This is a genomic window from Mycolicibacterium aubagnense (assembly GCF_010730955.1).
In the GTDB taxonomy this organism is placed as follows: Bacteria; Actinomycetota; Actinomycetes; order Mycobacteriales; family Mycobacteriaceae; genus Mycobacterium; species Mycobacterium aubagnense.
Map to the genome: position 1 here is coordinate 2,982,989 of NZ_AP022577.1, position 20,663 is coordinate 3,003,651.

The 20,663-nt window shown below is 66.2% G+C and carries 16 protein-coding genes; 7 read left to right on the forward strand and 9 right to left on the reverse strand.

Annotation, left to right across the window (positions count from 1 at the left end):
- Position 1: 1 nt before the first annotated feature.
- Both G6N59_RS14575 and tgt read right to left on the reverse strand, forming a co-directional pair.
- A complete protein-coding gene (locus G6N59_RS14575) occupies positions 2–1,231 on the reverse strand; it encodes a cytochrome P450 (protein WP_138232969.1) in 1,230 nt (409 codons plus the stop codon).
- A 42-nt stretch (positions 1,232–1,273) separates the two neighbouring features.
- Positions 1,274–2,500, reverse strand: a complete 1,227-nt coding sequence (tgt, locus tag G6N59_RS14580) for a tRNA guanosine(34) transglycosylase Tgt (RefSeq protein WP_138232970.1) — start codon at positions 2,498–2,500, stop codon at positions 1,274–1,276.
- 201 nt (positions 2,501–2,701) lie between these two features.
- Between tgt and G6N59_RS14585 the strand changes: the two genes are divergently transcribed.
- Both G6N59_RS14585 and G6N59_RS14590 read left to right on the forward strand, forming a co-directional pair.
- Positions 2,702–3,193 carry a lipoprotein LpqH gene (locus tag G6N59_RS14585; RefSeq protein ID WP_138232971.1) on the forward strand — a complete coding sequence of 164 codons (492 nt, stop codon included), beginning with the start codon at positions 2,702–2,704 and terminating at the stop codon, positions 3,191–3,193.
- A 153-nt stretch (positions 3,194–3,346) separates the two neighbouring features.
- Positions 3,347–4,867, forward strand: coding sequence for a PE-PPE domain-containing protein (locus tag G6N59_RS14590; protein WP_138232972.1), 1,521 nt, complete (start codon positions 3,347–3,349; stop codon positions 4,865–4,867).
- Positions 4,868–5,095: 228 nt separating this feature from the next.
- On the opposite strand, the gene G6N59_RS14595 is transcribed toward G6N59_RS14590, so the two are convergent.
- The 3 genes from G6N59_RS14595 to G6N59_RS14605 form a co-directional block, all read right to left on the reverse strand.
- A complete protein-coding gene (locus G6N59_RS14595; RefSeq protein ID WP_138232973.1) occupies positions 5,096–6,442 on the reverse strand; it encodes an APC family permease in 1,347 nt (448 codons plus the stop codon).
- Positions 6,439–7,329 (reverse strand): carbon-nitrogen hydrolase family protein, encoded by an 891-nt coding sequence (locus G6N59_RS14600; protein WP_138232974.1) that lies wholly within the window; start codon positions 7,327–7,329, stop codon positions 6,439–6,441. Before G6N59_RS14600 ends, G6N59_RS14595 begins: the two co-directional genes overlap by 4 nt.
- Before the next feature lie 117 nt (positions 7,330–7,446).
- The gene (locus tag G6N59_RS14605) at positions 7,447–8,388 is read right to left on the reverse strand and encodes a CE1 family esterase (protein WP_138232975.1); all 942 of its coding nucleotides are present in this window, start codon (positions 8,386–8,388) and stop codon (positions 7,447–7,449) included.
- 131 nt (positions 8,389–8,519) lie between these two features.
- Here G6N59_RS14605 and G6N59_RS14610 point away from each other — a divergent pair, with 131 nt between their 5' ends.
- Entirely contained in the window at positions 8,520–8,915 is a 396-nt protein-coding gene (locus tag G6N59_RS14610) for a MarR family winged helix-turn-helix transcriptional regulator (protein WP_138233306.1), read from the forward strand.
- A 14-nt stretch (positions 8,916–8,929) separates the two neighbouring features.
- On the opposite strand, the gene G6N59_RS14615 is transcribed toward G6N59_RS14610, so the two are convergent.
- Genes G6N59_RS14615 through G6N59_RS14625 form a run of 3 tightly spaced genes read right to left on the reverse strand, consistent with a single transcriptional unit; the run spans position 8,930 to position 13,599 of the window.
- Positions 8,930–10,345, reverse strand: a complete 1,416-nt coding sequence (locus tag G6N59_RS14615; protein ID WP_138232976.1) for a phytoene desaturase family protein — start codon at positions 10,343–10,345, stop codon at positions 8,930–8,932.
- A complete protein-coding gene (locus G6N59_RS14620) occupies positions 10,345–12,111 on the reverse strand; it encodes a DUF3556 domain-containing protein (RefSeq protein ID WP_138232977.1) in 1,767 nt (588 codons plus the stop codon). Before G6N59_RS14620 ends, G6N59_RS14615 begins: the two co-directional genes overlap by 1 nt.
- A gap of 27 nt (positions 12,112–12,138) precedes the next feature.
- On the reverse strand, positions 12,139–13,599 hold the full coding sequence (locus tag G6N59_RS14625; RefSeq protein WP_138232978.1) for a class I adenylate-forming enzyme family protein: 1,461 nt from the start codon (positions 13,597–13,599) through the stop codon (positions 12,139–12,141).
- A gap of 106 nt (positions 13,600–13,705) precedes the next feature.
- Here G6N59_RS14625 and G6N59_RS14630 point away from each other — a divergent pair, with 106 nt between their 5' ends.
- Together G6N59_RS14630 and G6N59_RS14635 are read left to right on the forward strand one after the other, a co-directional pair.
- The gene (locus tag G6N59_RS14630; protein WP_138232979.1) at positions 13,706–14,971 is read left to right on the forward strand and encodes a PucR family transcriptional regulator; all 1,266 of its coding nucleotides are present in this window, start codon (positions 13,706–13,708) and stop codon (positions 14,969–14,971) included.
- Between the two features lie 244 nt (positions 14,972–15,215).
- A complete protein-coding gene (locus G6N59_RS14635; RefSeq protein ID WP_138232980.1) occupies positions 15,216–15,791 on the forward strand; it encodes a hypothetical protein in 576 nt (191 codons plus the stop codon).
- An 85-nt stretch (positions 15,792–15,876) separates the two neighbouring features.
- Here G6N59_RS14635 and G6N59_RS14640 read toward each other — a convergent pair whose 3' ends face one another.
- Positions 15,877–17,775 carry an ABC transporter ATP-binding protein/permease gene (locus G6N59_RS14640; RefSeq protein ID WP_138233307.1) on the reverse strand — a complete coding sequence of 633 codons (1,899 nt, stop codon included), beginning with the start codon at positions 17,773–17,775 and terminating at the stop codon, positions 15,877–15,879.
- A gap of 158 nt (positions 17,776–17,933) precedes the next feature.
- On the opposite strand from G6N59_RS14640, the gene G6N59_RS14645 reads away from it, so the two are divergent.
- Positions 17,934–19,706 (forward strand): ABC transporter ATP-binding protein, encoded by a 1,773-nt coding sequence (locus tag G6N59_RS14645; protein ID WP_138232981.1) that lies wholly within the window; start codon positions 17,934–17,936, stop codon positions 19,704–19,706.
- A 193-nt stretch (positions 19,707–19,899) separates the two neighbouring features.
- Positions 19,900–20,652, forward strand: a complete 753-nt coding sequence (locus G6N59_RS14650; RefSeq protein WP_138232982.1) for a hypothetical protein — start codon at positions 19,900–19,902, stop codon at positions 20,650–20,652.
- The last annotated feature ends 11 nt before the right edge of the window (positions 20,653–20,663 follow it).

Here is a 20,663-nt window from a genome sequence, read left to right on the forward strand (position 1 = left end):
ATCAGACTGCGACCGGCAGGGTGGCCAGACCCCGCAGGGTCAGGTTGGGCTTGTAGACGGGCTCGCCCGCCAACTGCGCGTTGGGGAACCGCGCCGCCAGCGCCGAGAGCGCGACGGACGCCTCCAGCCGGGCCAGCGGCGCACCGAGACAGAAGTGCGGGCCCTTGCCGAAGGCAAGGTGCTTGATCACGCCGCGATCCGGGTCGAATTCGCGAGGCCTGTCGAACACTCGCGGATCCCGTTGCGCGGCAGCCAGCAGCAGCATCATGATGTCGCCCTTCGGCACGGCGACGTCACCGATCTGGATGTCCTCGACGGCGACTCTGCTGGTCAGCTGCACCGGAGGGTCGAAGCGCAGCGTCTCCTCGACGATGGTCGACGCGCGCGCGGGATCGGTTGCCAACTCCGCCCAGTACCGCGGGTGCCGCAGCATGGCCAGCGCCGCGTTGGCGATCAGATTCACCGTCGTCTCGTGTCCGGCGATCAGCAGCAGGTTGCAGGTCGCCACGATCTCTTCGGAGGTCAACTGGTCGCCGTCCTCTTCGGCGGCGATGAGCGCGGAGATCAGGTCCTCTCCCGGCGAACTGCGGCGCTCGGCGATCAGCTCCCGCAGATACCCGCGCAACCAGAGCCCGGCCTCCATCAGGTCGGTGTTGTCCTCGGCCGTCTCATCGTTCACCGCCACGAACGGGTCCAGGCCATGGGCCAGCAGCGCCGAGGCCCGGCTGAACTGCGGCTCGTCGGCCATCGGCACCCCGAGCAGCCGGCAGATCACCGCGACCGGCAGCGGATAGGCCAGGTCGGCCACCACATCCATGGTGCCCGTGACGCCCTCGAGCAATCCGTCCACCATGGTCACGATGTCGGCCTCGAGTGCCTTGATCACCTTGGGCGCGAACGCCTTCTGCGCCAGTCCGCGCAGCCGGGTGTGGTCCGGCGGATCGAGGAACAGGAAGCCCGGTTCGCCGAACGGCCGAGCCTGACGCTGTCCTGCGGCGATCTGCTTCTGCGACACCGTCGATTTCAGCCTGTCGTTGGCCGACGCCGGGTGCCGCAGCACCTCGTCGCACTCGGCGAAGCCCGGGAACACCACCAAATTCGCGTCGGGCAGCACCAGCGGCCCACTGACCAGGAATCGGTCGTACAGCGGGTACGGGTCAGCCCGATTGCCCGGATCCATCAACCCCAGTAGCAGTGTCTGCGGGTCGATCAGTCCAGGTGCGCCAGTCATACAAGCAATTGTGCACAGCGCGGGATCGTCGCAGGTGGCTCCCTATCTGGACCCGTAGTAACGCCCCAACACGTGGTCGCGCAGCTCGTCGAACTCCCCCGCCCCGATCGCCGCCCGGATCTGGTCGACGAGCCGGATGATGAACCGTTCGTTGTGGATGGTGCCCAGCGTGGACGCCAGGATCTCCTTGGCCTTGAACAGGTGGTGCAGATATGCCCGGGTGTAGTTGGCGCAGGTGTAGCAGTCACATTCGGCGTCAATGGGATTGAAGTCGCGCTTGAACCGCGCGTTGGTGACGTTGAAGCGGCCGGTCGCCGAATACATCGCCGCGTTGCGGGCGACCCGCGACGGCGACACACAGTCGAAGGTGTCGGCGCCGGCCTCGATGGCGGCGAACAGGTCGTCCGGCTCACTGATGCCCAGCAGGTGCCGAGGCTTGTCAGCGGGCAGTTCGTCCGTGACCCAGCCGACGATCGTGGCCAGGTTCTGCTTCTCCAGCGCGCCGCCGATGCCGTAGCCGTCGAACCCCCGGCCGTCCTCGTCGACGATTCCGACCAGCCCCTTGGTGGCCTGCCTGCGCAGGTCCTCGTACTGCGCTCCCTGCACCACCCCGAACAGCGCCTGGGCCGGCTTGCCGGCACGTTCGATGCTCAGTCGCCGGTGTTCGGCCAGGCAACGCTCCGCCCACCGGTGGGTGCGTTCCACCGAACGTTCCTGGTAAGCGCGGGTATTCACCAGCGTGGTCAATTCGTCGAAGGCGAAGATGATGTCCGCGCCGAGCTGGTGCTGAATACCGATCGACACCTCGGGCGTGAAGCGAAGCTTGTCACCGGTGCGGTGCGAGCGGAACGTCACCCCGTCCTCGTCGACGTGGGCGAGGCGCTCTTTTCCTTCGGCGATGATGTCGTCAGCCTGCAAGCGAGCCGTGTCCATGGCCAGCACCTTCTTGAAGCCCACGCCGAGTGACATCACCTGGAAGCCACCACTGTCCGTGAAGGTCGGCCCGGGCCAGTTCATGAAGGCACCGAGACCTCCGGCCTCGTCCACCACGTCGGGTCCGGGCTGGAGGTACAGATGATAGGCGTTGGCCAGAATCGCTTGCGCCCCAAGTGATTTCATGGTCTCCGGGAGGACGCCCTTGACGGTGGCCGCGGTGCCGACGGCGATGAACGCGGGGGTCTGGATGTCACCGTGCGGGGTGTGGATCACCCCGGCCCGGCCACGCCGGTCCGGCAGTTCGGCGGTGACTTCGAAGTACTGCTCACTCACCGCTGTATTCAATCAATTCCCTCGCCGGACACCAATTCCCCGAGCGGACACCCGAATGCCGGCCAACAACGCGGAAACAAACAGGTCAGGGCGGTTATAGGGATTTTCTGTGAATACCCGCGAACAGTCGGTTGGCGAACCTCATAATGCACTGGATGACCCGCCGATCGCGACGGTTCGCACTACAAAGGAGCACAAGTTATGAAACGTGGTTTGGTTATCGCCATCGCTGGCGCCGCGGTTCTGGCCGCCGGCCTGACCGGCTGTTCCAAGGACGACAAGAAGTCGTCCAGCTCGTCGGCCACCGCGTCGGCTTCGGCTTCGTCGGCTGCGGGTAACTCCAGTGCGGGCTCCGGCACCGCGAAGGTCAGCATCGACGGCAAGGCCCAGGACGTCCAGGGCCAGATCGGTTGCACCACGGCGGCCGGCAACGTGGTCATCGCCATCGGCAACGCCTCGGGCGGCCTGGGCGTCACCCTGACCGACGCCGACCCGCCGGTCGTCAAGACTGTCGGCCTGGGCGCCGTCAACGGCGTCACCCTCGGCTACACCGACGGTGTCCCGGGCGGCGATGCCAAGGCCACCAAGGACGGCAAGACCTACAAGATCAGCGGCACCGCGACCGGGGTCGACATGGCCAACCCGATGGAGCCCACCAAGAAGCCCTTCGAGATCGAGGTGACCTGCCCCTAGCAGCAGGTATTACCCCGTTGCGGGCGGTGCTCCGGACTCCGGAACACCGCCCGTTCTTTGCTACGGACGAACTTGCAAAATCCCGTCTGAAGCCCGACACGCGGGAGTAGCGTCCGGATTGGCGTTGTCACACGCCTAGTCGGGGGTGCGTAGATGTCCGTCCAGATGTGGCCGACCACCAGTCCTGCTGTTCGCGGCATGCCACGCGTCTTCTTGTTGTTCGCCATGTGCTGCGCGCTGATCATGGGCCCCGCCACGAACATCACGGCGGGGCTGATCGTCGGCTTGATCCACACATCGTCGGTGCTCGGCACGGTGATCGGCATCGGCGGGAAGGACGACCCGACGTCCGCCAACATCCCCGCGAAACTCAACGGCACCGTCGTGCCGCCGGGCTACGTCTACGACCCGATCAACTACCCCGCGTCGATTCAGCTGTCGGCGAGCACTGCTATCTCAGGCCCCAAGACCTACAACGAAATCCTCACGCAGACCACGCCGATCATCGTCGCCGGCTACTCCGAGGGCACGCTGGGTGCCGAATTCGCGAAGCGTCAGTTGCTGGCCAACAAGACCGGTCCCGTTCCGTCGCAGCTGTCGTTCCTGATGATCGCGTCGCCGTTCGCGCCCAATGGCGGCATTTTCGAGCGGTTCCCCGGCATCAGCGTGCCGTTCATCGTGGACAACATGGGCCCGGCTGCGCCGTCGGCCTACAACAGCACGTTCATCACCAACGAGTACGACCCGTATGCCGATTTCCCGGCCTACTTCAATCCGCTCGCGTTGGCCAACAGCCTGCTCGGCGTCATGTATGCGCACCCCGACGTGTACTACGACTCATACCTCCCCGGCACCACCCCCGCCATCACCACGACGGTGACCAACAGCGCCGGAGGCCAGGACACGTACGTGTTCATCAAGAATCCTGACCTGCCGCTGTTGGTCCCGCTGCGTATCGGCGCCGGCGCCATCGGGCTGACGCCACTCGTCAAGCCGGTCCTCGACGCCGTAGAGCCGCTGCTGCGGGTCCTCATCGACATGGGCTACACCGACCGCCAGAACCTGAATCCGGCCACGAATACCCCGTTCTCGCTGTTCACGCCGCTGCCCAAGATCATCGAAGCGCTGGACGCGATACCCGGCGCACTGCAACAGGGCGCCACCAACTTCATCACCGATGTGCAATCGGAGCTGCACCTGCCACCTCTCGCAGCCACTTCGGCTGTCTCTCCGCCCGTTACTCCGCTGGACGCGGCCGCCAAGAAGCCCGCGGCCTTGGCGCCGGTGTCAGCGACTGCCGAGGTCGTGCCGGCGATCCCTCAACAGAAGGCTGCGACCAGCCAGCCGGCGGTGGAGGCGAAGGTCGATGAGAAGACCGACCTGTTGGCCGGGCTGTCTCCGGCACCATCGACGTCGAACACCGACCAGAAGCCGGCAGGGTCCGACGCGCCGCACGTGAAATCACCGGCGCCGCAAGCAGATCCTGACGCATCACCGGCCAAGTCGACCACACCGAAGAAGGATTCCGACACGCCACCGGTGAAGGTGACGAAGCCGAAGAAAACCAAGAACGTCCCCGGCGCGGACGCCGACACCGCGAAGGCGAATCCGGAGCCGAAGGCCGGCGGGTCCGATGCCGGGCAGAGCACTCACTCGGAGAAGTCGGCCGCCTGACAACCGCCCACCAACGGCCGTGGGACAGATCGCGATCCCCCGCCAATCGCGATCTGTCCGCACTTCGGCGGCGCTGATCCGACTCCCAGCAACCACCAAGGGAACACTTTACATACCTTTGGTCTTGAATTGTGATTTCGGCAGTACCTGACATACGCCTGTGGGTACATCACGTCGCGCAGCGCTTCGACGTGTACTGCGCTCCACTGGGCGGGCAGCAGCGCACGCCTACTCAGCCAGTGACAGCTCCGGCGGCGGGACGCGCAGACCACGGGTGAGGACCAGGAGATAGACCACACCGATGCTCATCCAGATCACCCCGAGAGTCAGTGCGGCACTGCCGAGTTGGGTGAGCAGGTAGACGTCCACCACCGCGCCGGTCAACGGAATCACCACATACGTCAGCGGATTCAGCCGTTGTTCGTCGCGATGCCGGACGAAGTAGCCGATCACCGACACGTTCACCAGCGTGAAGGCCGTGAAGGCGCCGAAGTTGATGAACGACGTCGACGTGGCGACGTTGAGGAACACCGCACCCAGCCCGATCAGCCCGCACAGCACGATGTTGAAGACAGGCGTGAAGTGCCGCCGCGAGAGCCGGCCGAAGAATCTGTTGGGCAACACCGAGTCTCGGCCCATCGCATACAGCAACCGGGACACGCTGGCCTGCGCTGCCAGGCCCGAGGTGAACTGACCGATGATCAAACCGGCCACGAAGAACGCGGCGAACAGTGCCCCGCCGATGGTCCGGGCCGTGTCCGCAGCCAGCGAATCAGCGTTCGAGAATGTGCCGCCGGGCTGAACCAGCGTCAGGACGTACGCGACCGCCACGAAGACCACCCCGCCGATGAGGGCGACGAGCATGATCGCGCGCGGGATGTTGCGCTGCGGATTCTTGGTGTCCTCCGTGAGCGTGCTGACGGCGTCGAAGCCGAGAAAGGAGTATGCCGCGATGGCCGCACCCGCGGCGATCGCCGAGAAGCCACCGGTACCGCTGAACGGAGTGACGGACAGCAGCGAGCCACCGCCATGGTGGGACACCAGATAAGCCACCGCGAAACCGACGAACAGTGCGATCACCAGGAACTGCAAGGCCATCAGGACCAAGTTGGCCTTGTCCGCCACCTTGAGTCCGATGATGTTCAGCGCGGTCGTCACGACGATGAACGCCACGATCCAGACCCACGCCGGCACCGACGGAAACTCACCGGTCAGGTACGCGGCGCCGATCAACCAGATGACCAGCGGCAGGAACAGGTAATCGAGCAGGATCGTCCAGCCGACCAGGAATCCGAGCCGCGAATCCAGGGACTTGCGGACGTACGTGTACGACGAGCCAGCGACCGGATAGTGCACCGACATCTTCGCGTAGCTCGCGGCCGTGAACAGCATGGCCACGGTGGCCAGCAGATACGAACCGGCACTGGCTCCCGCGGACGCCTCGGCGATCACGCCGAAAATGCCCAGGACGATGATCGGCGCCATATAGGCGAGGCCGAACAGCGTCACGCCACCCAAGCCGAGCGTGGCGTTGAGGTGGCCGGCCTCGCTGTGCTGCTGGGCAGTTTCGGTCATGAGCGTCCTTCGGGGTTGACGGTCTGCGGCTGCCACCGCTGGTGGACCAGCTGACCGCCGTAGACGGGCAGATCGATCGGGTCGTCATCGGCGTGCAACTGCTCCCACATCCGATTGACCCCGGCGGTGCCGTGAGTGCGCACCGCGGTCACCCGGTCGAGGTCGAGCGTCAGATGCGTGACCTCCGGCTCGGCGTGCGCCGCCTGCGCGAGGACCTCACCCTCCGGTCCGGCGTAGATGCTCTGCCCTCGCCCGAGCGGCCCGGCGGCGTTGACGCTGAGGTAGTAGATCTGGTTCGTGATCGCGTTGGCGCGGGCCAGGACGAGTTCCTGCTCGCGGTCGTCGGACGTCGTCTTGACGATGTTGAACACCACCTCCGCACCGAGCCATGCGATCTGCCGGGTCGCTTCGGGGAACCAGCTGTCGTAGCAGATGTTCACGCCCATCCGGCCGACACCGGGTACGTCGAATGCCGTGAAGCCGGCGCCTGACGCCCACGGCTCGTACGGGCGCCAGGGGAACACCTTCCGGTACGACGACACCAGACGACCGTCGGGATCGAAGACGAGCGCGGTGTTGTACACCCGGCCGTCGTCGCCGCGCTCGGCGATGGAGCCGGGCACCAGCCAGACGCCGGCGTCCGCGGCCACGGCGCCGAGCGCCTGCACGAGCGGTCCGGTGAGCGGCTCGGCGACCGCGTCGAAATAGGACCGGGGATCGGCAGCGGCGTCGCTCGCGCCCAGCAGATGAATCTCGGGGAACACCACCATCTCGGTGTCCGGGCGCTCGGCGAGGATCGCCGCGAGGTCAGCAGCCAGCTCGGCCACCGGATCGTCGCCCTGTAACGGGCTGGCCTGGGCGAGGGCAACCCGCCATTGTCGACTCATCTCACCTCACCGTCGGCGGTCACGGCCCTCAGTGTGCGCCAGGACACACCCGCCATGCTCGGACAATCCGGGGATTTTCCGAGTGATTATTCGACATTCCGTACATTCGCGCAGTTCTCAGCGCGGGTGCGCGGCGAAGAACTGCCAGATGGTGTCGGTGGCGTTCAAGGCGCTCGACGGCGGCGGCAGGTCACCGAGCCGTTGCGCCAGCGGGCTCGGGACCCCGCCGGGCCACTGATGGCCGGCGCCGGCGACGCTGATCAGCTCGACGGCGCGGCCGCCGGGGCAGTCGGCGGTCTGCGTCGTCACGGCGCCGGCGGTGGACGTCGCGGGCGCCCCGCAGCCGTCGATGCCGCGCCACGTCGCGTTCACCGCGGGCACCGACGGTCCGTCGACATTCGGCGCGCCGGCAATGGTTTTCGCCTTGCCCGGGCCGCCGTCGAAGGGCACGCGATCATCGGCAGTGCCGTGGATCTGCAGGAGCGAGGTCGGGACGGCCCGCGAGCAGTCGGTCAGCAGTGTCCCGGCGACCGGCGCGATAGCGGCGAACAGGTCCGTCTGACAGCCGAGGCGCAGCGCCATCATGGCGCCGTTGGACATGCCGGTCACATAGATGCGGGCCGGGTCGATCGGCACCTGCGACTCGATCGCTCCGACCATCGCGGTGATGAATCCGACGTCGTCGATATCGCGGTTCTTCGGTATGCCGCAACAGGTTCCGGCGTTCCACGCACGATCCATGCCGTCGGGGTAGGCGACCAGGAAACGCCCCGCGTCCGCTTGGCCATCCCAGTTGTAGGCACGCTCGGCTTGCGCTCCGTCACCGTAGCCACCGTGCAACATGACGACCAACGGGGACGCGCCGCTGAGCCCGTCAGGGCGGTACATGTGGAAGGTCCGCGTCAGCCCGCCGGCCTGCACCGAGTGATTCGACTGCCCGGTGGGTATCCCGCTTTCCGGCGCACCCGTTGCCGACTGGCGGCCGAGACAACCGCCGATCACCGCGACCACGCCGACAACAAGCACGAATAGCAAGGCCCGCCGCACAGACTGGAACATGCCTCACATCGTGCACCTACCCCGATTAATTGACAAGTAACTTGTCAATTAACGGATGGTGGCACACTCGATTGGTGGCGGACGCATCCTCTGATACCGGCTGGCAGCCGACGACGCCCGCCCTGCTGCACATGGTCGCGGGCCTCGCCGCACCACGGTTGCGGGCGGCATTCGACAGTGCCGGCTTGACGGGGATCCGGCCGGCACAGGCCGTCGCGCTCGTGCCGTTGGCCAGCGGCCCGCTGCATGCTTCCATGCTGGCCGACCGCCTCGGCGTCACCAGACAGGCCGTGGCCCAGGCAATCCGGGCTCTGGAGCCACACGGTTATGTGACCAGGACCCGCGACCCCTCCGACGCCCGGACGTTGCTCATCGAGCTGACCCCACAAGGCAGGCAGGCACTGGCAGTGATGCGCACCAACGCCATTGCGATCGAAGCCGATTGGCTGAAGATTCTGGGGCAACGGCGTCTGGCCGCACTTCGCGAAACCCTGCAGCTGCTGCTCACACAGCAGAGTCCCCGATGAGCGGATAGCCGGGGCTACCTGGCGAGCCGGGCCAATGCCACGGCGGCGGCGTTGGCCCCGCACATGCCGTGTCCACCCGGACCGGGCGGGGTGGCCGCCGAGCAGATGTACATCCCAGGCACGCCGATGGTGTACGGCGACAACGTGGTTCGTGGGCCGAAGGCCAGCTGGCGGATGTCCTTGGCGCCGGTGTTGATGTCACCGCCGACATAATTGGTGTTGTAGACGGACATTTGGGTGGTCGACCGCACGGCCTGCCCGACGATACGATCGCGGAACCCGGGAGCGAACCGCTCGATCTGCGCGATGATCGCCTCGGTGGCATCGCCGCCGTAACCATTGGGCACGTGTGCATATGCCGAGACCGGGTTGACGGTGCCGACCGAACGATCCGGGTCAGCCAGGTACTGCTGAAACGCCAGCACGAAGGGACGCTGCGGCATCCGACCCGCGTGGATGTCTCGCTCCGTCGCGGCGATCTCACCGAAATCACCGCCCAGGTGGACGGTGCCGGCCCGGCGGGCCGCGGGGTTGGCCCACGGCACATCGCCCTCGACCGCGAAGTCGACCTTGAAAGCGCCTGGGCCGTAACGGAACCGGTCGAAGGCGCGGCGCACCCGCTTCGGCAGCCGATCCCCCAGAATCCCGGCGATGGCGGTGGGCGACAGATCGAAGACGGTGATGTCAGCGGGTGGCAGCTGGGACGCGGTGGTCACCCGCACGCCCGTCTCGATCTTGCCGCCCAGCTCGGTCAGCACCGCCTCGAGAGCGTTGGTGATCGCCTGCGATCCGCCCGCCGCCACCGGCCAGCCGTTGGCGTGCCCGGCGGTGATGATGCCCAGCCCGATCGCGGAGGTGAGCGGGCGGTGCAGCGGTTGAAAGGTGTGCGCGGCAACGCCTCCGAAGAGGGCGCGGGCCTGCGGCGTACGGAACACCCGGGCCAGTGCGGCCGCCGGCAGCACTGTCGGCGCGCCGAACCGGGCGAGCCCCAATGGATGCCGCGGTACCCGCAGCAGCGGGCCCATGATGTCCTCGGACAGGGTGTCGAACCGGCGGGACGGTCCGCCGAACAGCAGCTGCCACCGCGATCCGTCGACCCCGAGGCCGGTCGCCGTGGTCTCGACCGAGCGGTAGAGCGCCCCGGCGCTGCCGTCGTCGAGTGGGTGGACGCAGTCGATCTCGGTCCACTTCCATTGCAGGCCATAACGGTCCAGGCCGAAGTCCTTGATGAACGTGGAACCGGCCGGCATCACGTGGATGGCGGCGCAATCGTCGAACACCAGTCCCGGGAGGACGTACTCACTGGAGCGAACACCGCCACCGATCCGGTCCGCGGCCTCCAGCACCGTGACGTCGACCCCCTTGGCGGCCAGGGTGATGGCGGCGGCGAGCCCGTTGGGCCCGCCGCCAACCACAACCGCGGTGCTCATCAGTGGTTGACTCCGGCACGCTGCCAGGTGACGTTGAGCGGAATCGGCCCGTTGGGCAGCCACGGCTGCTCGTCGACCAGGTCCTTCACGTTCCAGGTGCCGCGCTCGATGACGCCCAGTGCCGCATCGATCACCTTGTACTCCTGCGTCATCTTGTGGATCGGCTGCGATTCGACCCAGGCGATGACGAACTCGCCCGGCTCGAATTGCGCCTCGGACTGGATTGCCCGGATCAGATCCTCATTGTGCAGGTGCCCGTCGCCGAAGTTGAAGCCGATGATGGTGTTGCACGACATCTCGCCTTCGCGGACCACGCGAGTATCGATGTCGGGCAGGCATTTCAGCAGCACCGAGTACAGGCCTCGCCCCTGGCTGTGCATGGCCCGCCACGCCGTCACCTGCTGGGTGAACACCTCGGCGGTGATCGGGTCCCAGCCGAAGGCGACGTACTGGTCGGCCGAGTTGGGCGACGACCGGGTGACGCGGTTGAGCTTCTGCTCGGCCCCGGGTGTGAAGGTCCACACCGCCGAGGCCCAGTTGCCGGCGTACTGGCGCATGGCCGGCAGGAACGACACCAGGTCGGGGCGCAGGTTGCCGAGGATCGGGAAGAAGGACAACGCAGCAGCGAGCACGATGGCCAGCCACCCCGGGTTCATGTCCCACACCGCGTAGCCGTCCCCGTTGGGGAAACCCAGGAACAGGAAGATGGTGGCGTAGGCGAACAGCACGTTCCATTCGACCGGTACCGCCAGCGGGAATGTCGAGATGATGAACAGGTGGAAGCTGACCATGATGGCGGCGGCCGCGATCGACAGCCACGGCCACGGCGAGAACAGCAGGGCCAGTGGCGCCGCGATTTCCACGATGCTGCCCGGGCCGTGCGCCATGAAGGTGGCCAGGTGCGAGGGACGCAGGTCCTCGGGGAAGTTGCGGTAGTGGGCCCGCTTGAGCCACGTGAACGGGATCGCGGGGCTGTTGCTCACCATCGGCGGAATGACGTTGGTGAAGTGCAGGCCGAACTTCGAGACACCGGCCCAAATCCAGACCGTGCCGATCAGCAGCTTGCCGGCGATGATCATGTTGACGAACGGCAACGTGGCGAAGAAGATCAGCGCCGGCAGGTACTGCTCGCCGCGGCCGGCCAGGAAGATCGTCTTGTCCCGCAGCCCGATCAGCACGAACAGGATGATCGGCGCCACGAAGAGGGCCGGGTTCACCAGGCCGGAGGTGTTGTTCGGCAAGGCTTTTGACAATGATTCACTGGGCACCCCGGGCAGCACCATGGCGACGAACACGGTGGCCATCAGGGCCAGGTACACGATGATGTCGAACCAGGTGCGCCGGTCGCCGTTCGTGAACGGCACCGCCTTCCACGGCCGTAGCCGAATGGTGTTGGGCTTGGCCCAGAACCGGAACCCGCCCGTCATCGGCTTGGTCTTACCGGCCAGCGGACCCCAGGAGCCCGCGAACCCGATGAGTTCCAGGAGGACGGTCCACAGGATCACCTTCTGGTACACGATCGGCTGGTTCCACCACAGCGACACGTGCCAGAACGCCGGCAGGTGTGACGTCCAGGTGGCGATCGCTACGCCACCGATACCGTAGAAGAACACGAGCTTGACGATGTACAGGACGTGGATCATGCGCGGTGCGCCGTACCCCTCGTCCACCCATTTCAGGCACATGATTCGCAGCCGGTCCCGCAGGGGCATCCGGAGAAACTCTTCCAGGTCGACCTTCGGCAAGGTCGGTTCGATGAATCCCATGATGTGAGCTCCTTTGGCGGTATCAGGCTAGATTCGCGGATCGGTGGTGGTGAGGGCTTTGCGCAGGGACGGCTTGTCGATCTTGCCGACGGGGTTCTTCGGCAGTGCCTCGAGCATGGTGATGTCCACGGGCAGTTTGTATTTCGACAGTGACGCCGTCAGATGTGCGGCGATGCCCTCGACGTCGAGGTCGGCACCGGGATGCGCGGAGACGAACAGGACGGGTTCTTCGCCATACAGGCCGCTGGCCCGTCCGACGACGGCGGCCTCGGCGACCCCGGCCACCTGGTAGACGACGGTCTCGATCTCTTTGGGATAGATGTTCTCGCCGCCGCGGATGATCATGTCCTTGGCCCGGTCGACCAGGACCAGGTAGCCGTCCTCGTCGAACCGGCCGACGTCGCCGGTGTGCAGCCAGCCGTCCTTCAGGGTCTTCTCGGTCTCCTCGGGGCGGTTCAGGTAGCCACGCATGACGTTGGGCCCCTTGATGACCACTTCGCCGAGCTCGCCCTGCGGCACCTCTGCACCGGCCACGTCGACGATGCGAATTTCCTGTCCCGGTAAGGGAATTCCGACAGTGCCGACCTTGCGCGGCCCATTCAGCGGGTTGCCTGTGCTGGCGCACGACCCCTCGGATAGTCCGTAGCCCTCGACCAGGGGAATGCCGTAACGCCTTTCGAATCCCTCGAGCAGCTCGATGCTGGCCGGCGCGGCACCGCAGACGGCAAACCGCACCGCCGAGGTGTCGGGTCGCACCTCCGGCGGCAGGCCCAAGAGCATGGTGTAAATAGTTGGCACGGCGGAGAAGTAGGTGGCGCGGCTGGATTCCAGGCGCTCGAAGAACGTCGCGGGATTGAACCGGCCCGCGATCGTGGCCCGTCCGCCGGCGAGCAGCGGCGACAGCACGCTGACCACGATGCCGTTCACGTGGAACAACGGCAGGATGAGCAGGCTGTGGTCGGATTCGGACAGCTCGAACCCTTCGATCACCATGGCGCACATGGCATTCAGGTTCGCCTTGTCGAGCATGACGCCCTTGGGTCGCCCCGTCGTGCCGCTGGTGTAGATCAGCAGGGCCAGGTCGTCGTCGGTACCGACCACGGGGTCGGTGGTCCGGGGCTCGCCACCCATGTCGTCGACGTGCAGGACGGGGATGTCGGAGTCGACGTCGCGATCGACGACGAGTACGACGGCGCCGGCGTCGGCCACTTGGTAGGCAACCTCCGCGGGCACCAGCGTCGGGCTGATGGGCGTCGCGACGGCGCCCAGCCGCCAGGTGGCGAACAGGGTCACCACGAAGGCCGCGCAGTTGGGCAGCATGATGCCGACGACGTCTCCGGCGCGTACGCCACGCTGATGCAGCGCCCCGGCAGCGCGCCGGACGGCGTCGAGGAAAGCGGTGTTGTCGAGGTTCGTGTGGTCGTCAGCGACAGCCGGCGCGTGCGGCGCCGCGGCGGCGCGGCGGTCGGGCAGGGAGGCGAGATTCATGTCACAACAATAGAAATCGAGTGGCGTTCGCCACCCCGTTCTGCGCCGATTAACTTTATCCGCGGATTTGTACGCTCAGCACAAAGATTGGCCCTACAGTCGGCACATGGATCCGGCGGTCAGCGAGGCCAACACCACGATCATGGCCCGTCTCATCGCCCGCCAGGCTGAGGTGGCGCGCTCCGTCGGGCACCGCCTGGCCAGCGATATCACCGAACTACGTGGCGATTCCGAGATAGTCGAACTGCTCCGCGCCAGCGTCGCGGGCAACGTCGACACCATATTTCACGCACTGCGCTACGACATATCTCTGGACAACATCGAAGCGCCGACCGCCGCGCTGGAATACGCCCGTCGGCTCGCGCAGCGCGGGGTGCCGATGAACGCCCTCACCCGGGCCTACCGCATCGGCCACGCGCTGGTACTCGACGTCGCGGGCGAGGAGATCAACCGGGCCGGCTTCGCGCCGCAGACCAGCCTGGCGATCTTCGAGCGGCTGACGTCGGTGACGTTCCGTTACATCGACTGGATCTCACAGCAGGTCGTCACGGTCTACGAGGACGAGCGCGATCGCTGGCTGGCCAACCGCAACAGCACTCAGGCACTCCGGGTGCGGGAAGTGCTGTCCGGCAACGACTCCGACCCCGAGGCCGTGACGGCCGCGATCCGCTATCCGATGCGCCGCCACCATCTGGCCGTCGTGCTGTGGTGGCCTACCGACGGTGGGCACGTCGCCGGGCACGACGATGCGCTGGCCAAGCTCGAACAGTTCCTGCGCGCGGCCGCCGATCATGTTGGTACGCAGGGCAGCCCACTGTTTTTGGCCGTCGACCAGCGGACCGGCTGGGGCTGGCTGCCACTGTCCGGCGCCACCGCGCCGGACGCATCGGGACAGCTGCGGCAGTTCACGGACTCCCACCCCGGCGCGCCCGCCATCGCGGTCGGCACCCCACTACCGAACGTCGACGGTTTCCGCCGGTCGCACCGGCAGGCCCTTCGCGCACACAGCGTCGCAGTGGCGGCCAACCTGGCCGGCGTCACGGCGGCCGACGCCCCGGGCTTCGCCGCGGCCGCGCTGATGGGCGAGAACCAGGACGACGCGCGGGAGTTCGTCCTCGCGGTCCTCGGCCCGTTGGCCGGGTCCAGCGCCAACGACGCCCGCCTGCGGGAGACGTTGCAGGTGTTCCTGCGGCATGGCGGTAGCTACACCGCGGCGGCCGACGAGCTGGTGGTGCATTTCAACACCGTGAAGTACCGGGTCGGCCGGGCCCTCGAACGCCGGGGACGCCCGCTCGGTGCCGATCGTCTCGACGTCGAGATGGCCTTGCTGTTGTGCCAGTGGTACGGGGTAGCGGTTCTGCAGGCTCACTGACCCGGCGCGACGCGAATAGCGGAGTTTCTCTACAGCGAACCGCGCAGACGGCCACTTTCTCCAGCATATTCCCAGTGCACGTGACCAAATTGGAACGCTCGGCAAATTGTTTTGTGTTAACCAGCTGCTTTGCTGATGTAACGGGGGAACCGGGGTCGGCGATATCAGGGCTGTGGTCGGGCAACCGACATGACCTTCTATCGTCCACCGGCCACATGCGATAGAACCACGATTGGAGTACCTCTTGACGAGCACCTCAGGACGCCGCGGTCTTTTGGCCGGATTCGTTGCCGCCTCGGCCTTCGCGCTGATCCCCCTCGCTGCCGCGGGCGCGGCTTGGGCCGACGACGACTTCGCCGGCGACAGCGGCGCTGCAGTGACCACCCCGGTCGGCAACAGCAACATCGGCGGCGGAGCCGACCTCGGCCTGCCCAACCCGCTCGACATGCTCCCCACCTTCGGCGACGGAGCCAACGCCGGCGGCGGAACCGACCTCGGCACCGGCGGCGCTGACGTCACCTCCGGTACCGGTGCCGCGGTTGCGACCCCGGTCGGCCAGAGCAGCTTCACCACCGGCACCTCGAGCAATATCGATGTGCCGAACCCGCTCAGCATGATCCCCATCTTCGGCGAGGGAGCCAACGCCGGCGGCGGCGCCGCGATCAACACCCCACTCGGGGGCAGCAGCTTCAACACCGGCGGCGGAACCGACCTCGGCATCGGCGGTGCCGGCTTCAATTCCAACACCGGCGCCGGAGTGAACACCCCGGTCGGCGGCGGCAACGTCGGCGGTGGCACGAACTTCAACGTCGGCCACTGATTCTGCTCAGCAGACGCGAAGGCCAGACCCCGTCCGGGGTCTGGCCTTCGCGTTTTCGGCGGCTCTGCAGTCCCAGGGCGGCGACCTATCGGGCCTGCAGCACCGGACCGAGCCGCCAGGCGCCGCCGCCCAGCAGCTCCAGCTGGTTCTGGTGCTGAGCCACCAACGACCGGTGGTGGCTGACACTGACCACGACGGCATCGCTGAGCTCGGTGCTCAGCAGTTCATACAGCGCGAAGGCCAGGCCCTCATCCAGCGCCGAGGTCGCTTCATCGAGGAACACGGCTGCGGGTCTCGTGAGCAGCACCCGGGCGAACGCGATGCGCTGCTGTTCCCCCGGCGACAAGACCTTGGCCCAGTCCTGCTCCTCGTCGAGCCGATCACGCAAGTGCGGCAAGGAAACTCGGGTGAGCACATGCCGCAGCGACTCATCAGCGATGTCGCCGGATTCGGCGGGATACGAAACCACCGTGCGCAGATCGCCGAGCGGCAGGTACGGCATCTGCGAGACGAACATCGTGCCGGAACCGTCGGCTGGCCGCTGCCACTGCCCGGTCGCGGCCGGCCACAACCCGGCAAGACTCCGCAGCAGGGTGGTCTTCCCGCTGCCGGACGCGCCCGTGATGGCGATGGACTCCCCCGGCTCCAGACGCAGATCGAGGCCACCGATCAACGGTTCTCCCGCGGGCGTGGACACCTCGACTCCGGTCAATACGACTGCGCCGCCGGCACTCGGCAGTGCCTCGAGCACCGGCAGCCGGCGGGCGCGTTCGTTGGCCTCGATCAGCCCGTCCAGTCGAATGATCGCGGCTTCGTAGCTCGCGAACTGACTGTACGCATTGCGGAAGAACGACAGCCCTGACTCGATCTTGCCGAAGGCACCGGCGGACTGGGTCACGTCACCCAACTTGATCGTGCCGGCGAACAGCCTGGGGGCCTGCAGCACGTACGGTAGCGGCAGAATCGTCTCGGTCACCGAGTAGTTCCAGCCGATCAGCCCGAGCGTCCTGCGGACGTAGCGTCGGTAGTTCGCGATGACCGCGGAAAACCTGTGCTCCAACAACTTTCGCTCGGCACGTTCGCCGCGATAGAAGCCGACTGCCTCGGCAGCATCCCGCAACCGCACCAACGCGTACCGGAATGCCGCGTTCGTCTGTTCGTTGCGGAAGCTGAGCCGGATGAGCGGATGGCCGATCCGGAATGCGATCAACGACGCGGTCACCACATACACGATGACGATCCAGAACAACGCCTTGGGAATGCCGACGCCGAATACGGTCAGGGTGCCCGAAAGGCGCCACAGGATCACGGCGAAGGACGCCACCGACACCACCGAGTTGATCGCGCCGAACAACAACATGCTCTGGGAGTAGTAGGTGGGGACGTTGGGGCCGGTACCCACCCCGGTGGTGAACATGTCGATGTCCTGCTGGATGCGCTGGTCGGGGTTGTCCACGCTGGGCTCGACGAACCGGTTGCGGTAATAGGCCCGGTCGGTCAGCCAGTCCGCGGTCAGCCGGCGAGTCAGCCATACCCGCCAGCGGATGATGAATCGCTGAGTCAGGTAGGTGTCGAACACGATTCGCGCGATGTGGATCGCGGCGAGGATGCAGAAGGTGACGATCGCCATCCAAAAGCCGTGTATGCCCGAGTTGCGCTCGGCGGCGTTGTGCGCGCCCGCGCCGTGGAACGCGACTTGCAGCGCCGAGAACAGGTCGTTGTTGTAGTAGCTGAGCAGGACCGCGATCCGCACTTCGAGGATCACCGAGAGCAGTAGCACCCCGAGCATTCCCCACACCGGCCAGCTGTCTGCGCCGGTGAAATAGCCACCGGTGACGCGCCAGAACCGCTTCGCCCAGCCGACACGGCGGATCAGCAGAAGCGCCAGCACGAGCACGCACGCCGCGCTGATCGCCCAGGCTTCGATGACCCACCAAGCCGACTCGGCGAGCTGATTGCCCCAATTGATCGAGGTCTTGAACATCTCCACCGGACGCTCCCTCCGGGCGATTGCGCTGTTGCACGAGTATCGGTCGTTACCTCGGAAGATGTCGATTGAACAATGTCCCAACAAGCACCGCCGGCGATGCCGCGCGCTGCTACGGTTCGGCTAATCGCACTGCTCACAGGAGACGACCTGCCGTGCCCCCTCTTCTTCGCGAACTCTTGAAGGCCCATCGGCAACTGATTGCGGTCATTCTGGGAGCCACCCTGGTGTCGATGCTCATGAGCCTGGCCATGCCCTGGCCGCTGAAGGTGGTGCTGGACAACGTCGTCGCCGGCGACCCGCCGCCGAAATGGATCGCCTGGCTGGTGCCGATGATGGGTGGCCACCAGAAGGCGCACATCGCGGCCGCTGCCGGAGTGGCCACGGTGGCGATCGCATTGGTCAGTGGCGCGGCCTTCTACGTCGCCAGCTATACGACCGAACGGCTGGGGCAGTGCATCGGAAACGATCTGCGCGTGCGGCTCTACCACCATCTACAAGAACTGTCGCTCGCGTATTACGACACCAACCGGGTCGGCACCATTTTGAGCACCCTCACCACCGACGTGCAGACGATCCAGAGTTTCGCGTCGACGTCGACGCTCAACATGCTCACCGACACCATGACCCTCGTCGCGATGGTCGTGGTGATGCTCATGCTGCGTTGGGATTTCGCTCTCATCGCACTCGCCGTGGCTCCGCTTCTGATCATCTTCCTGATCCGCGTCAACAAGGCGATCAAAACGTCGGTCGCCGAGGTTCGCACGCGGCAGTCGGACCTGCTCTCCACGTTGCAGGAAGGGCTGCAGTCGATCGAGGTGGTGCAGGCGTACTCCCGCGAGGACTACACCGATCAGAAGGTGCAGGCCGTCAGCCGGGACACCGTCACGGCCTGGCTGAAGACCCGACGGGTCTCCGCGCTGCTCTCGCCGGTGGTGAGTGTGATCGTCGCGGCATGCACGGGGCTGGTGCTGTGGCGCGGCGCACTGCTCGTTCTGCACGGCGGGATGACGGCAGGTGCGCTGACCGTGTTTCTCTCGTACCTTGCCCGCTTCTTCCAACCGGTGCGGACGCTGTCGCAGATGACGAACACCCTCGCCCAGGTGTCGGTCGGGTTCCAACGCGTCACGGCGGTGTGCGACGCCGACGTCACGATCCCCGAGCGCCCCGCACCACTCGACCCGCCGCCCTTCAAGGGCGCGATCACGTTCGACCACGTGTCGTTCAGCTACGACTCGAAAACACCTGTGCTCAAGGATATTTCGTTCAGCGTCGAGCCCGGACAGATGGTGGGCATCGTGGGCCCCACCGGTAGCGGCAAATCCACGCTGGTCAGCCTCATCCCGCGGTTCCGGAACCTGGACGGCGGCCGGATCACCATCGACGGCGTTGATACCGCCGACTACACCTTGCACGGGCTGCGCACCCAGATCGGTTTCGTCCTGCAGAACACGGTGCTGTTGCGCGGGACCATCCGGGAGAACATCGCCTTCGGTTGCCCGGACGCCACCGAGGACGACATCATCCTGGCCGCCAAAATGGCCAATGCGGACGAGTTCATCGATCGCATGCCTGACGGCTACTGCACCTTGGTGGGCGATCGGGGCTCGACGCTCTCCGGCGGCCAGCGCCAGCGCATCGGGATCGCGCGGGCGCTCATCCGCAACAATCCGATCCTCATCCTCGACGAACCGACCGCGGCACTGGACGCCGAGTCCGAGCATCTGGTGATCGAAGCCCTCGAACGACTCATGGAGGGCCGCACCGTGATCACCATCGCCCACCGACTCAGTACATTGCGTGGCGCAGACAAGATCATCGTCGTCAAAGAGGGCGTCGTGGTGGAAGACGGCTCGCACGAGGAACTGATGCGACTCGATGGCGTCTACGCCCAGCTGCACCGGCTGCAGTTCGAGCAGTCCCACTGACCCGGGCCGCTACGCAGCGCTCAGCGGCAGTCGTCGGCCAGCCAAACGTCAGGTGAACGGTTGGTATGCGCCACGTCGCGGCGGCCGGGGTCGGCTCAAACCCCGCGCGAAACCCGTTGCTGTTGTTTAACATCGGCTTGTCCACCGACTGGTTGGAATTCTCTTCGACAATCACATATCTAAGGAGCGTGCGATGCTGGTAATGCGTGACCATGATGTTGAGGATTACGAGGCGTTGCGCGACATGGACGCCACCGACGTCGGCGAATTGCGCGCCGACGACCAGGCCTGCCTCGAGGACCTGGGCAAGTATCTGGTGACCACCGAGGCGTGGCAGCGTTTCGGAATCTGGTTGCTGCACAAGCACTTCAACCCCGAGCCCGGCGAGGTGTTCGTCGAACACCTCGTGCGTTCTCCGCGCGGGACCAAGACCTCGCCGATCGACCGTTCGGCATTATCCGACCTGAGCGGCACCGCGTTCCGGTTCGACGAGTCGGCAGCGAGTGGACTGGGTCTCGTCGGCATGGAGTTCGCCGAGCCCGACGACTTCGGTGACACCGAGCCGCTGTCCGACGACGACGCGATCGTCCTGGCCGGCATCGCCGAGCGGCTGCACGCTCACGACAAGACCGAGCGCTTCGGGGTGCGGCTGATCCGCAACCCGCTCGGGCTGACCGAGAACGAGCTGCTGCACGAGACCAGCGACTCCGGCGACCGCTCGATGAACTGCACCGTCGGTGACCGTGCCGAGGTACTCGTCGAGCAGAACATCATCCAGACCGCGTGGAAGTGGCGGGTGGTGCACGGTGGACCGGAGACCATCGTGATGCAGGACTGCACCGCCGGCTGCGTCCGGGTCGGCGAAGGCCACGACATCTCGCACACCGCATCGGGTACCGACGACTTCGACAACCCGACCGAGGGCGGGCCTGACAACCCGTTCTGATCCCTCGGCAC

Coding starts and splice junctions, on each gene's coding strand:
- G6N59_RS14595 (WP_138232973.1), bottom strand. CDS start 6,442: ATGACCGAAACTGCCCAGCAGCACAGCGAGGCCGGCCACCTCAACGCC.
- G6N59_RS14585 (WP_138232971.1), top strand. CDS start 2,702: ATGAAACGTGGTTTGGTTATCGCCATCGCTGGCGCCGCGGTTCTGGCC.
- G6N59_RS14600 (WP_138232974.1), bottom strand. CDS start 7,329: ATGAGTCGACAATGGCGGGTTGCCCTCGCCCAGGCCAGCCCGTTACAG.
- G6N59_RS14610 (WP_138233306.1), top strand. CDS start 8,520: ATGGTCGCGGGCCTCGCCGCACCACGGTTGCGGGCGGCATTCGACAGT.
- G6N59_RS14650 (WP_138232982.1), top strand. CDS start 19,900: ATGCTGGTAATGCGTGACCATGATGTTGAGGATTACGAGGCGTTGCGC.
- G6N59_RS14615 (WP_138232976.1), bottom strand. CDS start 10,345: ATGAGCACCGCGGTTGTGGTTGGCGGCGGGCCCAACGGGCTCGCCGCC.
- G6N59_RS14605 (WP_138232975.1), bottom strand. CDS start 8,388: ATGTTCCAGTCTGTGCGGCGGGCCTTGCTATTCGTGCTTGTTGTCGGC.
- G6N59_RS14590 (WP_138232972.1), top strand. CDS start 3,347: ATGTCCGTCCAGATGTGGCCGACCACCAGTCCTGCTGTTCGCGGCATG.
- G6N59_RS14625 (WP_138232978.1), bottom strand. CDS start 13,599: ATGAATCTCGCCTCCCTGCCCGACCGCCGCGCCGCCGCGGCGCCGCAC.
- G6N59_RS14640 (WP_138233307.1), bottom strand. CDS start 17,775: ATGTTCAAGACCTCGATCAATTGGGGCAATCAGCTCGCCGAGTCGGCT.
- G6N59_RS14620 (WP_138232977.1), bottom strand. CDS start 12,111: ATGGGATTCATCGAACCGACCTTGCCGAAGGTCGACCTGGAAGAGTTT.
- G6N59_RS14575 (WP_138232969.1), bottom strand. CDS start 1,231: ATGACTGGCGCACCTGGACTGATCGACCCGCAGACACTGCTACTGGGG.
- G6N59_RS14630 (WP_138232979.1), top strand. CDS start 13,706: ATGGATCCGGCGGTCAGCGAGGCCAACACCACGATCATGGCCCGTCTC.